This window comes from Synechococcus sp. PCC 6716, assembly GCF_022570815.1.
Classification (GTDB): Bacteria; Cyanobacteriota; Cyanobacteriia; order Thermosynechococcales; family Thermosynechococcaceae; genus Thermosynechococcus; species Thermosynechococcus lividus.
This window is the reverse complement of record NZ_JAKLTU010000001.1, coordinates 174005-196858: the sequence shown is the minus strand read 5'-3', so window position 1 is coordinate 196858 and position 22854 is coordinate 174005. Positions and strand designations below refer to the sequence as shown.

Genomic DNA, 22854 nt, shown 5'->3' with positions numbered 1-22854 from the left:
CATACCCGCAATGGGTCGCTAGGATTCCTTTAAGTTTCGACCTCCCGTGGCTTTTTACTGCGCCACAGCAGCCGAATCGGTGTGCCTTGAAAGCCGAGTTGCTTGCGTACCTGCCCTTCAATATAGCGGCGGTAGTTCTCCTTAAACAGTTTGGCATCGTTGACAAAAATGGCGATCGCTGGGGGTTGGGTGGCTACCTGGGTTGCATAATAAATTTTGCCTTGACGACCTTGGCGGGTGGCGGGGGGGCTGTGCCAGCGCAGGGCATCTTGAATCACCTCATTCACCACTGCCGTACTGACGCGGCGGCGGTGTTGCTCAACCGCTGCATCCACCGCTGTAAAAATTTTATCGAGGCGCTGCCCTGTCTTGGCGCTAATAAAGAGTGCCTCCGCCCAGTCCAAAAAGTTGAGCCGTCGGTAGAGGCGATCGCGATAGGTATTGATGGTGTAGGTATCCTTCTCAGCCACTGCATCCCACTTGTTCATAATTAGAACACAGGCCCGCCCCTGATCCGCAATGTGCCCTGCCAAGCGTTGATCCTGCTCGGTAATCTCCTCTAGGGCATCCAACACCAGCAGCACCACATCCGAGCGATGAATGGCCTTAAAGGCGCGGTGCACACTAAACATTTCCGGCCCATATGCCACACTGCTCCGCTTGCGAATTCCCGCTGTATCAATGAAGCGGTAGTACACACCGTTGCGTTCAATCACCGTATCAATGGTGTCGCGAGTGGTGCCGGAAATAGGACTCACAATGGCGCGATCGCTACCAATGAGAGCATTGAGGAGACTCGACTTACCGACATTCGGGCGACCGGCAATAGCCACTTGAATCTCCGTGTGGGGTTGGGGAGCCGTTTCTACGGGCAGATAGGTAATTAACTGATCGAGAAGATCGCCGGTACCACTGCCGTGGATACTCGAGACCGGATAGGGTTCCCCCAGCCCTAGCGACCAAAACTCTGCCGCCTGCACCTGTCCCATCTGGCGCGATTCACACTTATTGACCGCCACCAAGATCGGCAGCGATAGTTGCCGCAACCATCTAGCAATATCATGGTCTAAGGCGGTGGGTCCGGTCTGTCCATCCACCACAAAAATTGCTGCGGTGGCTTCCTGTAGTGCCAGTTCCGCTTGCTGACGAATTAGAGGCAGAAACTCACTGTCATCGTCAAATACCAACCCCCCCGTATCCACCACCAGAAATTCCCGATCTTGCCAAAAAACAGGGCGATAGGTGCGATCGCGCGTCACCCCCGGCGCATCATGAACAATGGCATCTCGCTCCCCCGCCAAGCGATTGACGAATGTAGATTTGCCGACATTGGGGCGACCAACAACAGCAACAATAGGTAATGACATAGCAATGACTCCACAGCCAAGAATGGGATTTTCAAGACCGTTACGTTCATGTCTAGCCCGTACTGCTGAGGGTGGTTTAGGGAGGGCATTCACGGTCAAGATAGGTGTCTGCCAAGGCAGCAAATTCGCACTAATGAAAAAAGGCGATAGGGGAGCGAGGTATTGCTGTGCTCCCCTGCACCGCCATGCACAGAATAGGATGGTTGATTAAGTCTTGAACGACGCTTGAGAGCCAGTCAGCCCCTAGAGTCCCAGCTGATTACCACGCTTATACTGCTGGTAGGCAGCAAAAAATAAGCCTGCTAAGGTGACCGGAATTAACCCCAAAACAATCCCACACAGTAACGGCTCAATCATGATGGTTGTTTGACCTTTGCACAATACATGAACTCCATCCCTCACGATACACTAAATTTACGGGGTCTTACGGCCTACGTTAGGGAGTTAACGTATCAACTCTCTCATCTGGGAACTCTCCCCGATGTTCTCCTACCGTCTCACCCGATGCACTTGATCGTCGCTCCTACGGTTCTCCCTAGAGGTGTGTAGCGTTCCCCATGGCTCAGCGTCCACTGTCCCAATTTCTCAAGTTTTTTTTGCCTGCAACGATCGCTCTGGTAGCCATTCTTGGGCCGATTTATCTGGCACAGCGCAGGGATGCCATTGAGGAGCTTCAAAGTCGAGAAGAGGCCAAGGTTGAGCGGGGTGCCTTTACTTTAAAGAATTATATAAATTTACTGATCACTGAAGTACAAATTTTGGCGGCAACCCATGACGTAGAGTATTTTTTAGCCCTCAAGCAGGGTCACAGAAACCCCTCGGCAATAGATGCCTTAGATCACGCCCGCTCCCTACAAGCCATTGAAGATGACCTGTACAATTTTTTGCGGCAAAAGCGAATCTACGATCGCCTGTACCTGTTTGATCTAACGGGACATCTTAGACTGAATATTGCCCTGACTCATGACTTTAATCGCCGCTTAAGCAATGACACTCCCTCGTCGGAGTTACAGAAAATCTACTGGCCAGTCATTCGTCAATTACAACAGGATGAGGCCTTTATTTCCCCGTTTGACATTGACATTGACAAAAATCAAACCCACATTGCCCCCACGCCCATTTTGTATTTGGCTGCACCGGTCTATACCCGCGATCAACAACGCGTTGGGTTTTTGGTGCTGCGATATGATGCCAACCATTTACTGCATATCCTCATGAACAGCTGTCAGGGGGTGTACGGCAGTTGCCTATTAGCAAACGATCAAGGGTATTGGTTACTGGCAGAGCGCACGAGCGATGAATGGGGCTTCCGCTACCCAGAGCGGCAGGGTTCCACCGTGGGGGCTATGTTTCCAGAATTATGGCAGCGGATGCGTACTCAGACGCTTGGCCGGTTCATCAGTGATGATGGCCTCTTTGCCTTTCACCAGGTTTTACCTCTGAAAGTCAACCATTACTCGGTCAACCTGACAAATAACGGTGCGATCGCCGAGCGCGACTATCGTCTATGGGTGATTTCCCGCCTTTCCCCTCACATTCTGGCTCAGCAACTAACACCAATTCATCTACAGTTCCTATTCCTATTTATTGTTCTGTGGCTGTCAGCAGGGATCGGCATTTTTATGATTACCAGTAATCGTCATCGCCAATTCTTGCTCAATCAGCGACTTGCAGCTAGTGAGGTTCGGTTTCGTACGGTCAGTGACATGGCACCTGTAGGTATTTTCACCGCCGATGCTGAGGGCAAACTGACCTATGCTAACAAAACATTCCTGAAGATGCTGGCTGTTGAGCCAAATGAGACTGCGGCGATCGATTGGCAACAGTTTCTTCATCGGGAAGATCGGCTATCTGTTATCGCCGCTTGGCAGTATGCGATCGCCCAGCAGCGACCCTTCAAGAAGCAGTTTCGGCTGCTCGATAGGGATGGTCAAATCTCCTGGCTGAATGCTCGAGCCATTCCCACCTTTGAAGAGGGGGTGTTCACCGGCTTTGTTGGCACCTGGGAAGATATTTCGCAAATGATGGAGCAGCAACAACTGCTAGAGGCGGCTCGCAATGCTGCTGAAGATGCAAGCCGTACCAAGAGTGAGTTTTTGGCCACCATGAGTCACGAAATTCGCACCCCCATGAACGCCATTATTGGCCTGACTGGGTTACTGCTGGATACCCCCCTCACCCCTCAGCAACAGGAATTTTTGAATACCATCCGCCTGAGTGGTGATGCCCTACTCACCATCATTAATGATATTCTCGATTTTTCCAAAATTGAATCCGGCACGCTGGAGCTAGAAGCCTATCCCTTTAACCTGCGCACCTGTGTTGAAGATGTGCTGGACTTAATGGCCAACCGTGCCTTAGAGCGGAAAGTGGAACTCATTGCCCACATTGACCCAGAGGTTCCGGTTCATGTCATTGGCGACATGGGGCGACTGCGGCAAATTTTGGTTAATTTACTCAGCAATGGTGTGAAGTTTACCGAGCATGGCAGCCTTATTTTGTCTGTAAAGCCTTTCGGGCAAGGCAAGCTGGGCGATCGCTACGAGTTTTTATTTGCTATTCAAGATACGGGGGTGGGCATTACACCCCAAGGGGTACAGCGACTGTTTAAGCCCTTTAGCCAAGTGGATGCCTCGATTACCCGCCACTATGGTGGCACAGGGTTGGGGCTGGTGATCTGTCAGCGGCTGGTGGAGCACATGCAAGGGCGTATTTGGTTGGAAAGTAAAAGTCAAGGGTCAGCCTTAGCCATAGGTGGGAATCCACCGCCTCACTATGAGTCCATTCCCATACCAGAAACGGGTTCAGTGTTTTACTTTACGGTGCAGCTTCTGCTCAACCCAAATGGGGCCAAAATTACCCCGGTGGATGGCTCTCTCCTGCAAAACCGTCGTGTGCTAATTGTGGATGATAATGCCACTAATCGACAGATTTTAGCCTTGCAAACCCGTAACTGGCAAATGCAGCCCCTTGTGGCGGAAAGCGGTGCCGCTGCCCTATCCTTACTGCAAACGAATGCTGCCATGGATGTGGCAATTTTAGATTTACAAATGCCGGAGATGGATGGCGTAACGCTGGCACGACAGATTCGCCAAGTCCATCAGCAATTACCAATTATTCTGCTGACGTCGCTAGGATGTTCCCTCAGTCTTGAAGAAACTCAACTATTTACAAGGCTGATTAGTAAACCAGTGAAACAGTCCACCCTTTACAACGTCCTCAACGACTTGTTTAGTGACTCTCCCATTCTCTCCATAGCAACACCCAAACAGTTTTCAACTCAAGCCCTCAAGGCAGATTTACCCCCCTTGCGTATCTTGGTTGCTGAAGACAATAAGGTCAACCAGATGGTGGCATTGCGTATCCTCGAAAAAATCGGCTACCGTGGCGACATTGCGGCCAACGGCCTAGAGGTGTTGGATGCGGTGAAGCGACAGCCCTATGATGTCATTTTAATGGATATGCAAATGCCGGAAATGGATGGGTTGACCGCCACGCGAGAGGTGATCCGGCTCTACGAAACCCTAGCTCAGCCGCGACCACGGATTATTGCCATGACCGCCAATGCTATGGAGAGCGATCGCCAACTCTGTTTAGAGGCTGGGATGGACGATTATGTCAGTAAACCCATCAGTCTGGAAGAACTCGTCCGCGCCCTGCGGCAGTGTACTCCCCTCGTCAACGCTACCACCGCTGGTTAGGGTGATTCCGATGTGGCAGCAACTCACCACGGAAGTGGCTCCGGCGGACTTTGTGGCTCAGGTTCGAGCGCTCCACCCCCAAGCCGGCGCATCTACCGCCCAACTGTTGTGGCAGCGGGGCATCCGACGGGAGGAGGTCGCTGCCTTTTTAGATTGGCAAGCGTATTGCCCGACCTCCCCTTTTGAGTTTCCAGAGATGTCTGTGGCTATGGCGCGGTTACAGCAGGCACGCCAGCAGCAGGAGAAAATTGCCATCTGGGGGGATTTTGATGCCGACGGCGTGACCGCAACGGCGGTTCTTTGGGRGGGTCTCTATCGGTTTTTTGGTCAACAACTAGCGGGCTACTACATCCCCAATCGCCTGCAGGAGTCCCATGGTCTTTCGGCAAAAGGATTGCAACAGCTCAAGCAGCAGGGGGTTTCCCTAGTCATTACCTGCGACACTGGTTGCACCAACCATGCAGAAATTGCCTTTGCCCGCACCCTAGGGATTGAGGTTATTGTCACCGATCACCATACCCTTGCGCTGGAACCTCTGGGTGCGGTTGCCTTAATTAACCCGCGGCAGTTGCCCCCAGAGCATCCCCTGCGCCCGTTATCGGGGGTGGCAGTGGCCTACAAGTTTGTTGAGGCGGTCTATGAGACATGGCCGCAACACTCAGCAGTGCCTCTGGAGTCCTTACTGGATTTAGTGGCAATTGGTCTGATTACCGATTTGGTGGAGTTGCGTGCCGAGGCGCGGTATTTGGCGCAGCGAGGGCTAGAGGTGCTTGCCAAGACACCACGGCCTGGCCTCAACGCACTATTGGCAACGTGTCGGCGACAGGGAAATCGGGTTACGGATATTAGTTTTGGCATTGGTCCGCGCATTAATGCTGTCAGTCGGGTGGCCGGGAATGTGAAGCCGCTGATTGAACTGCTGACGACCCTCGATCCGCAGCACGCCCAGAATATTGCCAATACCGTTGAACAGGCCAATAATAGTCGGCGGCAGCTCCAAGGGGCGATCGCCACCGAGGCACATAAGAAGGTGGCTCAACTGGATCTGTCAACAGCGCGGGTGATTGTCTTAACCGATGAAAATTGGTCTGCTGGCATTCTTGGCATTGTGGCCAATGAGTTAGTGACCACCTATGGTCGTCCGGCCATTTTGCTGCGTACGGATCCCCAGACTGGCATGGCCACTGGTTCAGCTCGGTCAGGGGGCACCGTGGATCTCTACGAGGCACTGCGGACTCAGCAACACCTGTTTGTCCATTTTGGCGGCCACCCCTACGCGGTGGGGTTTAGCCTGAAAACGGCTGATATTCCTGCCCTCACAGCAGCGCTGAATGATTACCTCCTCCACCAGCAAGGCACGGCCACGGCGATCGCCCAGCCCCTCACCATTGACCTAGAGGTTCCCCTGTCGGCATTGGGGATGCCTCTGTTCAAGGAGCTGCAGCTACTAGAGCCGTTTGGCTTAGGCAATCCTCAACCCCGTTTGTTCGTCCGTGGGGTAGCGATCCAGAACCCCAAAGAGGATCGGGTTAAACATCAGTCTCTCGTCTATACGCGGTTCGATTTAGTCGAGCCACAGACAGCAGTTCGATTTCCAGCAGTATGGTGGCGCCATCGGGTCAGCGATTGTCCAGCAACGACCTGTGATGTTGTCCTAGAGCTTGACGAATGGAACGGCAGGATAACAGCTAACCTTGTGGCGCTCCGACCCAGTGCAGCCAATACCATTACTCCTGCACCCGTTGAGTTAATCTATGACTTTCGCGATCGCCCTGAGGCAGCACCGCAGACTGGCCTGCGGGTAGAAACGTGCCCCACCTCTGCGGCGGCATGGCAACACTGGGTTGATCGCGCACAGGCACAGCAACAGCCCTTGATTTTGGCCTACACTGCGCCAGCAGAGCTAGACCCCCTCTCCCTGTGGCAGACTCTCGTGACACGCTTCAAAGTCGCAAGTCAGCAGCAACGCCCCCTAGAGCGCAGCCACCTCTTCGCCGAGTTGGAGTTAGACGAGGCCTGTTTCAGGAGCGCCCTCGCGGTGTTCAACACCTTGGGGGTTGAGGTGCACGAGCAGGGAGAGGTGTTAGTCTGTCGTTGGCCACAGCACCCCCACCCTTCCCCAGACACTGCCCCAGCCCTAGCGGCATTTTTGGCGGCGATCGCCGAGCAACAGTTTCGTCGCCGCTATTTTACCCAGGCACCGCTTCAGTGTTTGCAGCGCTATGGAAGGGGTTGAAAATAGGCCCGTACAAGGTTCTGATAAAAGCCCAGCACCCGCTTATCCTTGAAGACCGCCGGCACCCGTGCAAAGGCCGCTCGGGAAATAATTGCGTATTCGGGGATGGCCAAAACAGCCGTGTCATTGAGGTGATAGTTCGGCCAAAAGTACGGCGTGAGATGGGCAAATTTTTGTAAAATTTGGGCGATTTCAGCGGTGGCAACCTCCATGGCCTTATCTGTGGTGGGAGCACCATTAAAAAAAATCGGTAAGGGCAAGGGGCCACCGTCGTAGCGGAATGTTTGAATTTCGCCAAAGATAAAGCTGTGAATAACGTGGGCGGCATTGTTTAGGGAGGATAAATCGGTGTGTCGCGTGGGGATCAACACCACATCACTGGCATAGAGGGCACTCTTGCTGAGAAACAACCAAGAACTAGGGCAGTCCAGCAAAATATAGTCGTAGCGATCGCGCAGGGGCTGCAACACCTCTCGCAGGCGGGTAATAGGCGGGGTGCCCACTTGCATCGCCTGAATGAGAACACTCTGGAGTTGGGGAGCCGCCGGAATCACATCAAAAATATGGGCAGATTTAATACGGCTACCGCTGCGCAGGCGCAGATCAAAGGAACGCACCGCGGCAGTAATGGGTAGGCTGGGGTCTTGAATACAACTGGCCAGTGTGGTCGCTGTTGGACTGAGTTCCAAGGAGCGGCTGAGATCCCCTTGAGGGTCACAATCCACCAGTAACACGGCTTCATCCGCCACCGCTAGGGTTGCGCCTAAATTAATGGTGGTCGTTGTTTTGCCCACTCCCCCCTTATGGTTATAGATACACACAGTGGTTGCTCGCTGGGGATGCTGGAGACAGGCACGGAGGTCTGCGACAATGCCGTCGATGCGATCGCCCCTCAGTTCAAAATTGGGAGTGGCGGGATACACAAGGTGGCCATGACGTTGAAACAACTGCAAATGCCGGGCATTGGTGACCAGCCCCCATGTCGTTTGGCGGCAGTGCTCTCCTGCTAAAAGGTGCCGCAGTTGACTAAGGGCACGGGTTTGGTGTGCTGACCCTTCCTCTAGGCTCAGGGTTACCGTTTGGCTCGGGGTATTGCGAGAGCGGCGGGCAGGGGCCTTAATTTCCACAATGAGATCAGGGTGTCGCCGTTCCTGGCCAAAGGCTGGGCGATCTTTGCTGGGGAAGCGAGCTGCAATATCGGCAATCCCTGTGCCGGTATCAAAGGAGGTGATGCGATCGCCCGGTCCAAAACCAAGGAGCGTTAGTAAGGGATGAATAAAATTGTGGTCAATAACCGCTTCACAGGTTTCATCGCTGCTAATTTGCTGCCACTGCGATCGCAAACGGGAAATATCCAAGGGTCATCTAAACCTCCGAGATACCCCGGTCAACTACGCGCCGGGACGACATAGAGGCAGTGCCGTCGCACCCGCCTTTTACTAATTGTAATAACTGCTAGTTTGAACCTAAAATGGGCATGACCGCAAAACTGTTAGTTAAAACTGAATGGTAATTACAATTGTGTCAGTGTAGCTGCCCGCAGGGATAAACTGCCGTGGGGGAATGCGACCAAAAATATCTAGAGACGTAGGAGCATTATTGACTGGGGTGAGGGTACGGAGGCTACTGCCGCCAGTGCCATCGCCCCAAATTTGAGTGCGTGCCGTATCAATGTAAAGGTTATAGCTTAGACGAGCCGTGCCCAAAACCATTTGTCGTGGTGTAAAGCTGTTGGCGGCACCGCTGCTGAGGCGAATGGTGACAGGGGCTTGAACATCGGTACACACAAACACAAACCGTCCGGTGGCATCATTGGGGGCGGCGTCAAAGGAACTGTAGGCACCAAAGTTAAGGCCGGTAACGCTACTGATCGTGCAGTTTGCCAGCGCCCTGCTGGGGATGAGCGTACTACCTATCGCTGCACCAACAATCACCGTCGATAAACTCACGTGAAACATGCTGCGGCAATACATTTCACAGAGGGGTGACACTCCCCGCCATGGAACGGCGAGGCTTCTCTGAGTTAGGCTAGAGCAAAACCAATCTGCCCTAACTTGACCTTAGAAGGGGCTGCCACAGCCCCTCTACACACTCCACTCAAATCGATATTGAGCTTTGTGCTTACCTTTCTCATGATGTTGCAGGCTCCATTACAGTCTGCATTGATGAGCCATCCTTGAGCAGTTCGGTACAGCCCTCTAAGAATTCGTTTTCCTGATGCCTTCCACCCTTCAGGTTTTTCGCCGAACGTAGGCAAGAAGTCATTATCAAAAAACGAGGCTTGAGACGTATACGATTCTTCGGTTTCGACTAATCGAATCCCGAAAATTAAACAAAGCTGCTCAATTCGTCCAAACAGCTTGTAGTGCGGAATTTGCACGAACTCCTGATTCGTTTTTGCACCCAAATTGATTTCATCTTTCTGCCCGTTGTTTCGACCGTAGATGATCGTATCGATGTCGTTTTCCAAGCAGAAGTTGATGACCCGCCGTGCTGCTTTGTTGATGTAGTCTCGCACGTAGCAATTTCGCTTATGGGTATTAAGTTGGATTCGCTTCGAGGTCGCGCCCTTCATAGATGGCTTGCCATGAGTCAGAATCGATTTGAATTTGGCAACCTGCTTATTAAACCATTGGTTGCGAGATTTCAACCCTCTACCATCCAGCACAAAGGCAAGTCCAGTATTTGTCACGCCGGTCAAGAGGTTATTCAGTCCTGCGTCAAGCGCTAAAACGTTCTCAGGACACAATTTGCAGCATTGAGCAGTCTTGTCCATCGTGAAGTGAACATACTCAACAACCCACTGCCCATTCGTCGGAATGAATCGCAGTTCTCGGATCTGCACATCCTTTAATCGTTCTGGTAACGGGATGTAGAACGCATCTCTTCCAACTGCAGCTTTTCCACCGTTGCCCAAAGGAACTCGAATCAAGCCTTTCTCTACTTTCAGGGATTGCCCCGTGAATACGACTTGATACAACCCGCCTTTGGTGCGGTATCGCGGCAATTTTGGTTCATGGTCGAACTGCCCCAGTTTGAACAGTTTTGAGAGTGATTTGAAGCTTTTGAACGCCTCATTCACAGATTTCAACACTTGCTGCGCAGCCTGAGAATGTAACAGCTTCCCGTTTTCACTCTCCTTCAGTTTTGCGTAGAGGTTGGCATACTTCAGAACCTTGAACGGGTTCCGTCCTTGCTCAAAGAAGTATTGCCGAGACTCATACACGCCTTGGTTGTAGAGATTGTTGGCAAGACGCGCTAACTCAGTAAGCAACTGAGCAAGCTGCTTGTCAGGTTGAAAAACATCTTTTTGGACGGCTAAAAACATCATTGGGTTAAGATGGTATGCAGTTATTATAGAGGCCTATTTACGGGAATAGCAACCTTATGAGAAGTGCTAGCTTCTCAGGTGGTGAACGTCATGAAAGGGTACAGTTCAAGACGGCTCAGAATGGAATTTCCACATCTCAAAAACCTGCATGAAAAATCCCAACTAACGGTATATCGAAGAATGTCAAGGCTGACTCTGCCTACTGCCGTAGGCGCGGGAACCGTTCTGTATCCCCGTCGTGAACGAGCGAGGTTTTATCCGGTTCCCGAACCCTCCGGTTTCTATAAACGCGACAAATACTTCAATTGTGGGACACTGAAACAAGGCATCTAGAGAGTGATGGTCAACTCACACAACGCCTGCTGCGGCAATGCATCAGCAGTCTGACCCTCATAGTATAGGACAAGCCTTACAGGGAACTCATCGCTAAACTCCGCGAGCAGAAACATGGCTGATAAGGGGGTATGATTCTTACTGTTTGCGGTGGGGTCGTTCATAATGCTTGCGCAGAGGGTCGAGGGAGAATGGTGGCATTTGTTACAACTGCTGCCGTAAAGCCCACGCACTTTAGCTGTGGAAGTATGTTAACAACCCTAGAGGCTCCAAGATACTATCTTGCTCATTGCAGGATGTTGTCTTGAGGGCTGCTGAAAGCCCCGTCCTTTATAGGGCGGGGTAGTTTACAAAAGGATAGGAGCTTGTGGGAGTAAGCACAACAGCGATGTACGACTGTATTATTGTTGGCGGTGGGCCAGCGGGCGGTGCGGCAGCCTATCACCTTGCGCAGCGGGGGCGATCGGTCTTGGTGTTGGAAAAATGCCCACTGCCGCGCTCTAAGCCCTGCACTGGTGGGGTCTCACCCGCAGTGGCGCAGTGGTTTGACTTTGACTTTCGCCCTGCCATCGTGGAGACCACCCGTACAGTTCGCTACACATGGAAGCTAGAGGATGCCGTAGAGCGGGAACTGAATATTCCAGACCCCATTTGGATTGTGCAGCGGTCTGTGTTTGATCACTTTCTGTTGCAGCAAGGGCAACGGTTAGGGGTAACGGTCTGCGATAACACCACGGTGACGGGGATTGAATTTATAGGCGATCAGTGGTCGGTGCATACGCCAACTGCGGCCTATCGGGCGGCCTATGTGATTGCTGCCGATGGTGCGAACAGTCAAATGGCGCAATGGCTAGGTTTTAAGCCAAAGGTGGTTCGTACCGCAGCGGTGATGACCGTGCCCAATGAGGGGGGCGATCGCGCCGTGCATTTTGAATTTGGTCTGGTCAACAATGGTTTTCTTTGGAGCTTTCCCAGCGGCGAGTTGCGCACCGTAGGGGTAGGGGTCTTACGGGGGGGCGATCGCACTGATTGGGAACCCGTGTTGCAGCAGTACTGCGCCGCCCATAACCTAGCAATGGCAAACAGCCACGTTCAGTACCATCCCCTCTGTGTGTGGGAAGGGGCGCAGCCCTTGCACACTCAGCACGCCCTTTTAGTGGGGGAAGCAGCGGGTTTAGTGGATCCCTTTTCCGCAGAAGGCATTCGTCCGGCGCTCTACAGTGGCATGTGTGCAGCAGAGGCCATTGATGCGGCCTTAGCAGGAAACCCGAACGCGCTGCCCAACTATAGCCAACGCCTCCAGAATGAGTGGGGCACCGATCTGGCGTGGGCACAACGCCTCGCCGGACTCTTTCATCGGATGCCCGGTGTGGGCTACCGTTTAGCCATGAAACGCCCCTCCGCCACTCGGCGACTGGGGCAAGTGCTCTGCGGTGAGCTGCGCTACCGCGATATTGCGGCTAATGCCATGAAGCGTCTGAGCACCGCCTTTATCCCCGGACGTTAGGGGGAACAGCTCTCAAGGTGCAACTGCCGACGGGTCACCCGCTGTAACACTAGCGATCGCCCACTGGCGACTTCCAGTAAGTGCAGGCAGTGTTCAGGCCGCAAGAAGGTGCCATCATTGCGGCACACGCCTTTATAGATTAAACGTAGGGTTGGCCAATGGGGTTGCTCTGGGGTAAGGGCAATCTCGAGGAGGCGATCGCGCAGGTTAATGATCTTCGATTTGCCGGATTTAGTGGTTAATTCGTAGGGCACCTCAGCGGTTGCTCGCAGGGTCTGTAGAACCTCCTCCCACTCCGGCAGGGAACACTCGTCTGGGGCGCAAATCAGCAGTTCGTAAGTGGCGGCCACAAGGGCTTGGCTGGCAGCAGGCGCGCTCAAAGGCACCACCTCACAGCAATAAAGGGGTAACTCTGGTGGTAACTGCTGCCGCAACTGGCTGAGGACAACCTCTGGATCAACTGGTTGGTGAAATTCAAGATCCACAAGTTCACCTTCACTGGCCATTCCCAGGGGCAAGGCACTGGCGGTGGCAATGCGCGGTGAAGGATGAAACCCACCGCTAAAGGCAATCGGTAGATGGGCACGGCGCACGGCTCGCTCCAGCAGCCGCAGCAGATCAAGATGGCTGATGAGGGTCATGCTGCCCACTTTGCCAAAGGTCAGTCGTAGCCGTTGAACCCGCTCCTGAGGAGGACGGCACTGCTCCTGAATCGCAGGAATGGGGGGCGGTGGCACCACAACATTATGGCCAAAGTCAAGGCCACACACGCCACAGTGGGAGCAGCCAGCAAAGGAACAATCAGGAACCACAACTGCGGCGAGGGCACGCTGGAGATCCTCTTTGAGCCACGCTTTGCTAATGCCAGTGTCAATGTGATCCCAAGGGAGGGGCGCATCCAAGGCGGCAGCTTCGCCACTAAAGACATTCCACTCCCCGGCTTCGAGTTGGCGGTATTTCCAATCTAGCCCTGCCTCGGCGATCGCTTGCGTCCAAGCGGCATAGGCACGATCTAGGCTTTCCCACCATGAATCTTCGCGCGCCCCTAACTCCCATGCGCGGCGGATCACTGCCCCAAGTTGGCGATCGCCGCGACCGACAAAGTCCTCCATCGCAGAGATGCGCACATCGGTAAAGTTGACCTTGAGGCCGCGAATGGTGCGGAACTCCGCCTTCAGGAGCGCCTGCTTACGCTCAAACTCAGCCGTGGAGACCGCATGCCACTGAAAAGGTGTGTGGGGCTTGGGGGTAAAGTTAGAGATCGTCAGATGAAAATTCAGGGGTTTGCGGCCTTTCATCCAGCATTCTCGTTTGAGCCAGCGGATGGTTTCAGCAATGCCAAGCACATCGGCATCGGTTTCCCCGGGCAGGCCAATCATAAAATAGAGCTTGACTTTGTCCCACCCCTGCTCGTAAGCGGTTTTGACCCCCCGCAGCAACTCTTCATTAGTTAGCCCCTTATTGATGATGTCCCGCAGTCGTTGCGTTCCTGCCTCCGGGGCAAAGGTTAAGCTACTCTGGCGGGTGCCGCCGACAATGTGGGCAATGTTTTCGTCAAAGCGATCCACCCGCTGGCTGGGTAATGACAAGGAGATCTGCTCATGCCGGAGGCGATTTTTAATTTCGACCCCCACTGCGGGCAGGGCTAAATAATCGGAACAACTTAACGAAAGCAGCGAAAACTCGTTATAACCGGTTGCTCGCATCCCGGTCTCAATGGCGGCAATCACCTCATCTGGAGCCACATCCCGGGCAGGACGGGTGAGCATCCCCGGTTGGCAAAACCGACAGCCCCGGGTACAGCCGCGGCGAATTTCCACCGTCAGGCGATCGTGCACCGTCTCGACGTAGGGCACCAAGCCAACGGCATAGGCGGGTAGAGGGGTAGCCACGCGGCGCAAAATCCGTTCTGGAACATCGGCACGATTGGGGACAACGGCACCATCCGGTTGGCGATCGTAGAACTGGGGGACATAAACCCCCGGCACTTGCGCTAGGTCTAATAGAGTCTCTTGGCGGCTGAGACCGGCGCGCTTCGCGTCTGCCACCACTAGGCCAATCTCCGGTAGCAGTTCCTCGCCGTCCCCAAGGGCAAAGAAATCAAAAAAATCAGCGTAGGGTTCTGGGTTGGAGGTGGCGGTTTGCCCGCCGGCAAAGATCAGGGGTATCTCGGTGGTGTGTTGCCGCTCAGCCCACGTGAGGGGTAGCCCAGCTAAATCCAACATTTCTAGGATATTGGTTGCCCCCAATTCGTAGCTAAGGCTAAAGCCAATCAGATCAAAGTCCGCCAGCGGGCGGCGGGACTCAACAGCAAACAGCGGTGTTTGGGTGGTACGCAGTTTTTGCGCCAGATCCGCAGCGGGTAAGTAGGCGCGATCGCAAAGCTGATCGGGCACTGTATTGAGGATGTTGTAAAGAATAATGTGCCCAAGGTTGGAGGCACCGACTTCATAGATTTCTGGGTAGCTGAGTACCCAGCGAACCGTGGCCGCGTCCCAAGGTTTACGCACTGCCCCCAATTCATTGCCCAGATAGCGGGCGGGCTTGAGAATATCAGTACTCAGCAGTTCAGCAACGGGAATAGCCATAGTTTAAGACCAACTCAGAAGGGGCTAGGGCAGTAAAAAACGAGCATCGCCAGTGGGCTGGGGGCGCGGTGGCTCCGCTGGAGTGAGCAGGGTGGCTCCGCCCGGCTGGGGGATAGGGGGCAACACAGAACCAGAGGGATTCCTAGGCACCGGCTGTGGTAGCACCTCCGTTTGGGGGAGTTGGGGTGTGGTCGTGGGTAACCCCGCCTGTCGGGCATAGAAGGCCGTTAGGGTGTTAACCAAGGCTTGGCGCTGCTGGCGGTTCAATTGGCGAATGGCCGCCACATCCTGCTCCATCGGGTTTGTGGTTAAGTAGGTTCGCCCCGGGTAGGTTTCCGGGCGTAGGAAATCATTGACCCCGAGGTAGTCCGCTAGGGAAATCAACCAATCAAAGCGAGACAGGGGCGATCGCCCTTTTACGGTAGTGTGATAGACAATAAACCGCTCTAAAAGGGTACTTTCCGGCGCCGGGCGGCGGTTATCTTGGCGGATATAGTGATTTGCTTTCGGAAAATCGGGCAGTTCTGGGTAGAGGGCTTCAGCCACTTGGCGCGGATTGATCAGAAGTTGTGCACCTGTAGCCGGTGGAGCAGGCTGCGATCGCACCGAGATAGCGCCAAACCACAGACCCACCAAGAGCCAGCCCAGCCCCAGGCCCGCAAAAAAATGCCCCCACCGCCGCCTGCTCATGCCATACCTCCAACATCCCTGCGCAAGGGTGGTCTTAATCTGCCAGTAACTCGGGCTGGGCAATTTCATCCGACATTTCAATGATGGCACGGGTCACTGGCTTCAGCGGCAGATCGTCAAAGTCCTCGGAGGCGTCTAACCCTCGCCGCTGTTTGGCACGGTTGGCAATCTGCACCGTAATGCGGTAGCGATTGGACGAGTGCTGAATCAATTGCTCGGCACGGCGCATAATATCCGAGGCAGAATAGTTCAAGCGTTTTTGCATGGGGTAACTCCTTAATGGTTTTGGTTCACAGGGATCCTAGGCCATTGCTCGTGGTTTCATCCTCGGCAACGGGTTGGATAATCCCACCCCCCAAAAGGCGATCGCCCTCATACCAGACCGCCGCTTGGCCGGGGGTCACCCCAAACTGGGGATCTGCAAACACTAATTTTACTTGTTCAGGGTCAGCGGTGGGCAGAACCGTCACCGGCACCGCTGGGGTGCGATAGCGAATTTGCACCTCTACCTTGAGGGGATGAGACGGGGGGGCAATGGATACCCAGTTCACTCGCGCCACGGTACATTCCCCGCGCACAGCACTGGCGCGATCGCCAACAATCACCCGGTTATGCACCCGATCCAGCGCCACAACGTACAGGGGTTCCGCCGCCGCAATCCCCAACCCCTTCCGCTGACCAATGGTGTAATGATGGATACCCTGATGATGCCCGAGGACACGTCCGCTCAGGTCCACAACCTCCCCAGGGGTGGGTGGCAGATACTGCTCTAAAAATTGGCGCATCGAACCGTGTGCCTCAATAAGACATAGATCTTGGCTGTCCGGTTTGGTGGCGGTGTGCAGGCCGTACTGCGCCGCAAGGGCACGGGTTTGATCTTTGGTTTGGCTCCCCAAGGGAAACAGGACATGGGCAAGAATCTCTTGGGGCAGATCATAGAGAAAGTAGCTCTGATCCTTGTGGCGATCCACCGCCCGCCAGAGTTCGTAGCGATCGCTATTGGGGTTATAGCGCACCTGGGCGTAGTGACCGGTGGCGATAGTGTCAATCCCTAATTCAGCACGGCTGTAAGCTAGCATCGGCCCAAACTTGACCATGCGGTTGCACTGGGAGCAGGGCAAAGGGGTAATGCCACTGGCATAGCCGCTAACCAAATAGTCCACAATGTATTTTTCAAAGATTTCGCGGCTGTCAACAATGTGGTGCGCTACCCCCAACTCCTCGCACAGCCGTGCCGCATCCACCAGCCCCTCAGAGCAGCACTGTCCTTTACCCTTCATCAGCCATAGGGTTAACCCCACCACCGGATAGCCCTGTTGCTTCAAGGAGGCGATCGCCACAGAGCTATCGACCCCTCCCGACAAACCAACCACAACCGCTGCTAATCCTGACATTGTTAAGATTCACAAAAAATACCCCTCTTTTAGCCTAGCATTCTCTTTTCAGCGGCGGCAGAGGCGCACCATCAGCTATAATCAATAGGCAAGGTTGGCGAGTAATCGCCGCTTGAGTATTTAGGTAGAGCGATTCATGAGTTCGGTCTTAGGGAAGGTTGGTTACGTGACAGTCATCTCTCCGAAGTCAGCGTCAACGTATGGTTCAACTTTTGCTTTGGAGCAGATCAGATTATGTCTATTTATGTCGGCAACCTTTCCTACACGGCCACTCAGGAAGATTTAGAGGCCGTATTTGCCGAATACGGAGCCGTCAAACAAGTCTATTTACCAGTGGATCGGGAAACCGGTCGCAAGCGTGGCTTTGGCTTTGTGGAAATGTCCACAGATGCTGAAGAAGATGCAGCGATCGCCGATCTCGATGGTGCTGAGTGGATGGGGCGGCAACTGAAGGTCAATAAGGCACGCCCGCGCGAGGCCATGGCAGGCAGTGGGGGCAATCGTTTTTCGCGGAACCGCTAAGCTCGCTAACGTTGCACCTTACCGACTCTACTCAGAACTAAGGTAGTAGAGACACAGTAACGACCTGCTGCAAGCAATTGGAAAGGAAAACAGTCACTATGGCACGTATGTATTACGACGCAGATGCCCAGCTTGAGCTTCTCAAGGACAAAACAATCGCAGTCATTGGCTATGGCTCTCAAGGTCATGCCCATGCCCTCAACTTACGGGATAGCGGTCTGAAGGTTGTCGTTGGGCTCTATGCTGGCAGTCGTTCTGCAGAGCGTGCCCGCGCCGATGGTCTGACAGTTCACCCTGTAGCCGAGGCTGCCAAAATAGCCGACTGGATTATGATCCTCCTGCCTGATGAGGTGCAGCGGGTCGTCTATGAACAGGAGATTGCCCCCAATCTCCAAACCGGCAATGTCCTCTCCTTTGCCCATGGCTTCAACATTCACTTTGGCCAAATTGTCCCCCCCGACAATGTCGATGTGGTCATGATTGCCCCCAAAGGCCCCGGCCATTTGGTACGGCGCACCTACGATCAAGGGGAAGGGGTGCCCTGTCTATTTGCGGTCTATCAAAATGCCAGTGGTCAAGCACGGGATTTGGCTATGGCCTACGCCAAAGGCATTGGCGGCACGCGCGCCGGTATTTTGGAAACCACCTTCCGCGAAGAAACAGAAACCGATCTCTTTGGGGAACAAGTGGTTCTGTGCGGCGGCCTGAGCGCCCTAATCAAGGCAGGGTTTGAAACCCTTGTCAGTGCTGGCTACCAACCGGAACTGGCCTATTTTGAGTGCCTCCACGAAGTGAAGCTGATTGTGGATCTTATTGTGGAAGGGGGCTTGGCCAAGATGCGCGATAGCATCTCCAACACCGCTGAGTATGGCGACCTCACCCGTGGACCGCGCATTATTACCGATGACACCCGCGCCGAAATGCGCAAAATTCTTCATGAAATTCAAACCGGGCAATTTGCCCGCGAATTTGTCCTAGAAAATATGGCAGGKAAGCCGGGCTTTACGGCCATGCGCCGCCGGGAAGCAGAGCACCCCATTGAGCAGGTGGGTCAGGAACTGCGGTCAATGTTTAGCTGGCTAAAACGCACCTAGGGAGGGTAGCTGCCTAGGAGGTCGGGATGGCGATAATTTCTTCCCAAAATCCCTCGCCGGAGCGATCGCCCTCCCCATCCTTGCTGTCTGCGGCTCTGAATTCTGAGGAACAGCAGTCCACCAGCGAAGACTCGCTGCGCCCCCAATCCTTTGCTGACTACATCGGCCAGCAAGAACTTAAAGATGTTCTAGAAATTGCCATTCAAGCGGCTAAGTCTCGCCAAGAAAGCCTAGATCACCTGCTGCTCTATGGCCCGCCGGGGCTAGGGAAAACCACGATCGCCTTGATTTTGGCTGCGGAAATGGGAGTGAATTGCAAGATTACCAGTGCCCCTGCGCTGGAGCGCCCCCGCGACATTGTTGGCCTGTTAATTAACCTCAAGCCCGGCGATATTTTATTTATTGATGAAATCCATCGCCTCTCGCGGATGACTGAAGAGCTGCTCTATCCGGCGATGGAAGACTTTTGCCTTGATCTAACGGTGGGCAAGCATCAAAGTGCCCGCTCGCGGCGGCTTTCCCTTAACCGCTTTACCCTAGTGGGGGCCACCACCCGTGCCGGTGCCCTGACCTCGCCGTTGCGGGATCGGTTTGGGTTAGTCCAGCGACTCCGCTTTTACCAACCCGCGGAGCTGCAGCAGATTGTTGAGCGCACAGCAGTGATCTTGCAAACCCCCATTACCCCTGAGGCAGCGCTGGAAATTGGCCGCCGCAGTCGGGGAACCCCCCGCATTGCCATTCGGCTTCTGAAGCGGGTGCGCGATTATGCGGCCGTCAAACATAGTGGTGAAATTACCTTGGCCGTGGCGATCGCGGCGTTGGAATTGTTTAACGTTGATCCAGCAGGGCTGGACTGGACCGATCGCCGCCTGCTGAGTGTGATAATTGAATCTTATCAAGGGGGACCGGTGGGGATTGATGCCTTAGCTGCTGCAACGGGAGAGGATGTACAAACGATTGAGGAAGTGTACGAACCCTACCTGATGCAGATGGGCTACCTGCAACGCACCCCCCGCGGGCGGATGGCCACCCCTCAAGCATGGCAGCACTTGGGGTATCGCCCTCGCCAATTCCCATTATTGGAGCCTGAACCGTGAACCTCTCAGATCGGTTAGAGTGGCTGCAGCGCCATACCCCCTTTGGGTCTCTATCGTTGGCCGCTCTAGAGGCGATCGCCGCTGCCTGTCGCCAAGAGCAGATTGCTGCGAATCGGCGGCTGGTGCTCGAAGATCAAGCCGTTACCACTCTTTACATCTTGAAATCAGGGCAGCTCGAAGCCTACCACACCACTACGGATAGTCCTGCCCAAGTGATGACGCTGCCACCCGGCACAGTGTTGCACTGGCCAGAGTTAGTGCTTGATCAGCCAACACCCCACACGGTGATTACCCTCAGCGATTGTGAAGTGTGGACCCTCTCGCGGGACGTGTTTAACCGCCTTGCTGATCAATTTCCCGAACTGCGGCAAAGCATTTCCCAGCACCTCAGCGGTGCCCTAGCGGATGTAACGGCTCAACTGGCCTACGAACAGCAGCGTCAAATGGCTCTGCGCCCCTATCTGGTACCGCGGGTCAAACAGGGCATCGTCGGCAGCAGTCGCTATGCTATCCGGCTGCGCCACGCGATTAAAGAGGCCGCAGGCGATCGCCACTCCGTACTGATTTTTGGCGAGCCAGGGCTTGAGAAAGACAACATTGCTGCGCTGATTCACTATGGCTCGCGCGATCGCCGCCAACCCCTCATTCAATTGAACTGCGGCACCCTCTCAGCCAATGGTGCCGAACTCTTTGGCAAAGCAGGCGGCAAGCAAGGACTATTAGATTGGTTGAACGAAGGGACGCTCATTCTCAATAACGTTCACGAGTGGCCAAACGCCCTCTACCCCCAACTACGGCGGTTGCTACAGAGCCGTGAGTACCTGCCCGTTAGCGACACAACCACTACAGCGCGACTGTTTCAGGGACGTATTATCCTCATTGCCGAGAAAAAAGACTGCAACTGCCAAGATCTCGTTCACCACATCATCCGAGTACCGCCCCTCCGGGTCACCAAAGCGGATATTGAAGCCCTCGTCAACTACTACGTCACCCTCTGCTGCCGCAGTAAACGCATTCCCAAACCCCGCATCACCCCTGAAGCACTGCGGCGACTACAAAGCTATGACTTTCCGGGCAACCTACGGGAATTAGCCAGCCTCGTGGAGCGCGCCATTCTCCAAGCCAATGGTGCCAGCCTCCTGACAGAGGAAGTTTTTTGGCCAGAACAGGTCAAGCAGCGCCGTTTCCGCTGGAATCTCCTCAATGCCTACCCGCAGTTGCGTTACCTCCTTCGCAGTCCGTGGTGGCCCGATCGCCTCAACTATGGCCTGACGCTGTGGGCGTTTCCCCTCATTGTGGCCATTGGCCTGTGGGGGCCCCAAGACCGTGAGCACAATCTTGCCTTGAACCTATTTTGGGCATGGTGGTGGCCGCTCTCCCTGTTGATCTTTCCCTTTTTAGGTCGTATCTGGTGTGCCGTTTGCCCCTTCATGATCTATGGTGAACTGCTGCAAACACTCTCCCTGAAACTTTGGCCGCGTCGCTTAGGGTCTTGGCCGCGCCCTCTGGCGGAAAAATGGGGTGGCTGGATGTTGTTTGCCCTATTTACGGCCATTCTGCTGTGGGAGGAACTATGGGATCTCCCCAATACTGCCTATCTATCTAGTTGGCTTTTGATCCTGATTACTGCTGGGGCAGTCATTTTCTCGCAGCTTTACGAACGCCGCTTTTGGTGCCGCTACCTTTGCCCCATTGGTGGGATGAATGGTTTGTTTGCCAAGCTCTCTATCATTGAACTGCGTGCCCAGCGGGGGATCTGCGCCGCCAGTTGCACCACCTACCAGTGCTATAAAGGCGGGCCAGCCCTTGGAGAAGGCCAAGAGACTGGCGGCTGCCCCATCTATTCCCATCCGGCACAACTGACGGACAACCGCAACTGTGTCCTGTGTATGACCTGCCTGAAGGCGTGCCCCCACCGCTCGGTGGAGCTAAATCTGCGGCCGCCAGCTATTGAACTTTGGACGAGTCATACCCCTACCGCCTACGAAGTCTGCCTGCTGTTTCTCCTGTTAGGAGCGGTGGTGCTGCACCACCTGCCACAGGTACTGGTGTGGTGCCATCAGCCTCAGGCGCCATTTCTGGTAAAGGCGGCGATCGCCACCCTGACGTTGGCGGTGCCCGGTGCTATTGCGTGGGTGTTGCACCAAGGGCAGCGACTCTGGGGCTCCCCTCAACCCTTTATCCGGTTAGCCTACGGTTACTTGCCGCTGGTGCTGGGGGCTAACCTTGCCTACTACTTGCCCCTTGGTTTGGGCGAAGCCGGTCACCTTTGGCCGGTCACCTTGGCCACCTTTGGCCTGAGTGCAGGGACACCTTTTCAGTGGAGTGCCCACCCAGCAGTGGTTGCTTTTTTGCAAACCACGGCATTGGTAGTGAGTACCCTTGCTAGCCTACTGTTGACCCAAAAAATTAGTCGGCTCCCCCTAAGCGCCCTTTGGCCACAGTGCCTAGGAATTGTGGGCACTGCCGTCATGATCAGCACTCTGGTGAGTTTGTAGGTGGAGGATGAGTTGACCTGCTCTCCAAGGCGTCTCACTCTTGGCGCGGCAAGCCGCAGAGCCAGTACCTGTTACTGTGTGACCCGCTGCAAGCAGGTTTGTGCTGTATTGGTGAGCATTTGCCGTACTTCAGGGCTGGCATTGGCTTGGACGTTCTGGCCAATCGCATTAAATTCGTCTAACGACAGCGAGGTTTGTAACTCGTTAATCACACAGCTGCAATAGGCATTGCCATAGTTTGCCATTTGTGGCACCTGTTCCTTTAAGGCGGTTGCGCACTCCGTTGTAAACCGTGAAACCACTTCCGGCGGGTAGGGTGCGGCGATCGCCGTACTTGCTACACCAAGGGACAAATAACTCAAACTTAGAAAACTAATGGCTTGCATCCGCATAAAAACGTCCCTCATGTAACAAAATATTGAATTGATTTCTTTAATGACGCTTACACTCTAGATCGGTTCCTTAGAATGTGCCACTGCCAACGTTGCCACCCACA

17 protein-coding genes are annotated in these 22854 nt (G+C 54.3%); 7 read left to right on the top strand and 10 right to left on the bottom strand.

Annotation, left to right across the window (positions count from 1 at the left end; translation table 11 throughout):
• Positions 1-29 precede the first annotated feature (29 nt).
• Both der and petG read right to left on the bottom strand, forming a co-directional pair.
• Positions 30-1367 carry a ribosome biogenesis GTPase Der gene (gene der / locus L5220_RS00945; RefSeq protein ID WP_499571044.1) on the bottom strand — a complete coding sequence of 446 codons (1338 nt, stop codon included), beginning with the start codon at positions 1365-1367 and terminating at the stop codon, positions 30-32.
• A gap of 243 nt (positions 1368-1610) precedes the next feature.
• Positions 1611-1724: a cytochrome b6-f complex subunit V gene (gene petG, locus L5220_RS00940; RefSeq protein ID WP_099799905.1), complete on the bottom strand. Its 114-nt coding sequence runs from the start codon at positions 1722-1724 to the stop codon at positions 1611-1613.
• 200 nt (positions 1725-1924) lie between these two features.
• Here petG and L5220_RS00935 point away from each other — a divergent pair, with 200 nt between their 5' ends.
• Positions 1925-5068 carry a response regulator gene (locus tag L5220_RS00935; RefSeq protein ID WP_499571042.1) on the top strand — a complete coding sequence of 1048 codons (3144 nt, stop codon included), beginning with the start codon at positions 1925-1927 and terminating at the stop codon, positions 5066-5068.
• 10 nt (positions 5069-5078) lie between these two features.
• Positions 5079-7304, top strand: a complete 2226-nt coding sequence (recJ, locus tag L5220_RS00930; RefSeq protein ID WP_499571040.1) for a single-stranded-DNA-specific exonuclease RecJ — start codon at positions 5079-5081, stop codon at positions 7302-7304.
• On the opposite strand, the gene L5220_RS00925 is transcribed toward recJ, so the two are convergent.
• The 3 genes from L5220_RS00925 to L5220_RS00915 all read right to left on the bottom strand — a co-directional run bounded on the left by L5220_RS00925 (position 7289) and on the right by L5220_RS00915 (position 10635).
• Positions 7289-8662 carry a ParA family protein gene (locus L5220_RS00925; RefSeq protein WP_499571038.1) on the bottom strand — a complete coding sequence of 458 codons (1374 nt, stop codon included), beginning with the start codon at positions 8660-8662 and terminating at the stop codon, positions 7289-7291. The two genes, recJ and L5220_RS00925, sit on opposite strands and share 16 nt — an antisense overlap.
• A gap of 138 nt (positions 8663-8800) precedes the next feature.
• Positions 8801-9253 (bottom strand): Csu type fimbrial protein, encoded by a 453-nt coding sequence (locus tag L5220_RS00920; RefSeq protein ID WP_448527638.1) that lies wholly within the window; start codon positions 9251-9253, stop codon positions 8801-8803.
• Positions 9254-9327: 74 nt separating this feature from the next.
• A complete protein-coding gene (locus L5220_RS00915) occupies positions 9328-10635 on the bottom strand; it encodes an RNA-guided endonuclease InsQ/TnpB family protein (RefSeq protein ID WP_499571036.1) in 1308 nt (435 codons plus the stop codon).
• Between the two features lie 700 nt (positions 10636-11335).
• Here L5220_RS00915 and L5220_RS00910 point away from each other — a divergent pair.
• Entirely contained in the window at positions 11336-12475 is a 1140-nt protein-coding gene (locus L5220_RS00910) for a geranylgeranyl reductase family protein (protein WP_499571034.1), read from the top strand.
• Here L5220_RS00910 and L5220_RS00905 read toward each other — a convergent pair.
• Genes L5220_RS00905 through mnmA form a run of 4 tightly spaced genes read right to left on the bottom strand, consistent with a single transcriptional unit; the run spans position 12472 to position 17147 of the window.
• The gene (locus tag L5220_RS00905) at positions 12472-15063 is read right to left on the bottom strand and encodes a TIGR03960 family B12-binding radical SAM protein (protein WP_499571032.1); all 2592 of its coding nucleotides are present in this window, start codon (positions 15061-15063) and stop codon (positions 12472-12474) included. The genes L5220_RS00910 and L5220_RS00905 overlap by 4 nt on opposite strands.
• Before the next feature lie 24 nt (positions 15064-15087).
• Positions 15088-15753: a hypothetical protein gene (locus L5220_RS00900; RefSeq protein ID WP_448527636.1), complete on the bottom strand. Its 666-nt coding sequence runs from the start codon at positions 15751-15753 to the stop codon at positions 15088-15090.
• Positions 15754-15787: 34 nt separating this feature from the next.
• Entirely contained in the window at positions 15788-16018 is a 231-nt protein-coding gene (locus L5220_RS00895; protein ID WP_448525124.1) for a DNA-directed RNA polymerase subunit omega, read from the bottom strand.
• Between the two features lie 25 nt (positions 16019-16043).
• Positions 16044-17147 (bottom strand): tRNA 2-thiouridine(34) synthase MnmA, encoded by a 1104-nt coding sequence (mnmA, locus tag L5220_RS00890; RefSeq protein ID WP_499571030.1) that lies wholly within the window; start codon positions 17145-17147, stop codon positions 16044-16046.
• Positions 17148-17381: 234 nt separating this feature from the next.
• On the opposite strand from mnmA, the gene rbp reads away from it, so the two are divergent.
• From rbp to L5220_RS00870, 4 genes are all read left to right on the top strand, one after another.
• The gene (rbp, locus tag L5220_RS00885) at positions 17382-17669 is read left to right on the top strand and encodes an RNA-binding regulator (RefSeq protein WP_099799148.1); all 288 of its coding nucleotides are present in this window, start codon (positions 17382-17384) and stop codon (positions 17667-17669) included.
• Between the two features lie 77 nt (positions 17670-17746).
• On the top strand, positions 17747-18763 hold the full coding sequence (gene ilvC, locus L5220_RS00880; protein ID WP_499571028.1) for a ketol-acid reductoisomerase: 1017 nt from the start codon (positions 17747-17749) through the stop codon (positions 18761-18763).
• 26 nt (positions 18764-18789) lie between these two features.
• Positions 18790-19860 (top strand): Holliday junction branch migration DNA helicase RuvB, encoded by a 1071-nt coding sequence (ruvB, locus tag L5220_RS00875; protein WP_499571026.1) that lies wholly within the window; start codon positions 18790-18792, stop codon positions 19858-19860.
• Entirely contained in the window at positions 19857-22358 is a 2502-nt protein-coding gene (locus L5220_RS00870) for a sigma 54-interacting transcriptional regulator (RefSeq protein WP_499571024.1), read from the top strand. The genes ruvB and L5220_RS00870 overlap by 4 nt, the downstream gene beginning before the upstream one ends.
• 71 nt (positions 22359-22429) lie before the next feature.
• On the opposite strand, the gene L5220_RS00865 is transcribed toward L5220_RS00870, so the two are convergent.
• Complete coding sequence (locus L5220_RS00865; RefSeq protein WP_198405976.1) at positions 22430-22750, bottom strand: hypothetical protein; 321 nt, start codon at positions 22748-22750, stop codon at positions 22430-22432.
• Between the last annotated feature and the right edge of the window lie 104 nt (positions 22751-22854).

Coding starts and splice junctions, on each gene's coding strand:
- der (WP_499571044.1), bottom strand. CDS start 1,367: ATGTCATTACCTATTGTTGCTGTTGTTGGTCGCCCCAATGTCGGCAAA.
- petG (WP_099799905.1), bottom strand. CDS start 1,724: ATGATTGAGCCGTTACTGTGTGGGATTGTTTTGGGGTTAATTCCGGTC.
- L5220_RS00935 (WP_499571042.1), top strand. CDS start 1,925: ATGGCTCAGCGTCCACTGTCCCAATTTCTCAAGTTTTTTTTGCCTGCA.
- L5220_RS00915 (WP_499571036.1), bottom strand. CDS start 10,635: ATGATGTTTTTAGCCGTCCAAAAAGATGTTTTTCAACCTGACAAGCAG.
- L5220_RS00905 (WP_499571032.1), bottom strand. CDS start 15,063: ATGGCTATTCCCGTTGCTGAACTGCTGAGTACTGATATTCTCAAGCCC.
- L5220_RS00900 (WP_448527636.1), bottom strand. CDS start 15,753: ATGAGCAGGCGGCGGTGGGGGCATTTTTTTGCGGGCCTGGGGCTGGGC.
- L5220_RS00895 (WP_448525124.1), bottom strand. CDS start 16,018: ATGCAAAAACGCTTGAACTATTCTGCCTCGGATATTATGCGCCGTGCC.
- mnmA (WP_499571030.1), bottom strand. CDS start 17,147: ATGTCAGGATTAGCAGCGGTTGTGGTTGGTTTGTCGGGAGGGGTCGAT.
- rbp (WP_099799148.1), top strand. CDS start 17,382: ATGTCTATTTATGTCGGCAACCTTTCCTACACGGCCACTCAGGAAGAT.
- ruvB (WP_499571026.1), top strand. CDS start 18,790: ATGGCGATAATTTCTTCCCAAAATCCCTCGCCGGAGCGATCGCCCTCC.
- L5220_RS00865 (WP_198405976.1), bottom strand. CDS start 22,750: ATGCGGATGCAAGCCATTAGTTTTCTAAGTTTGAGTTATTTGTCCCTT.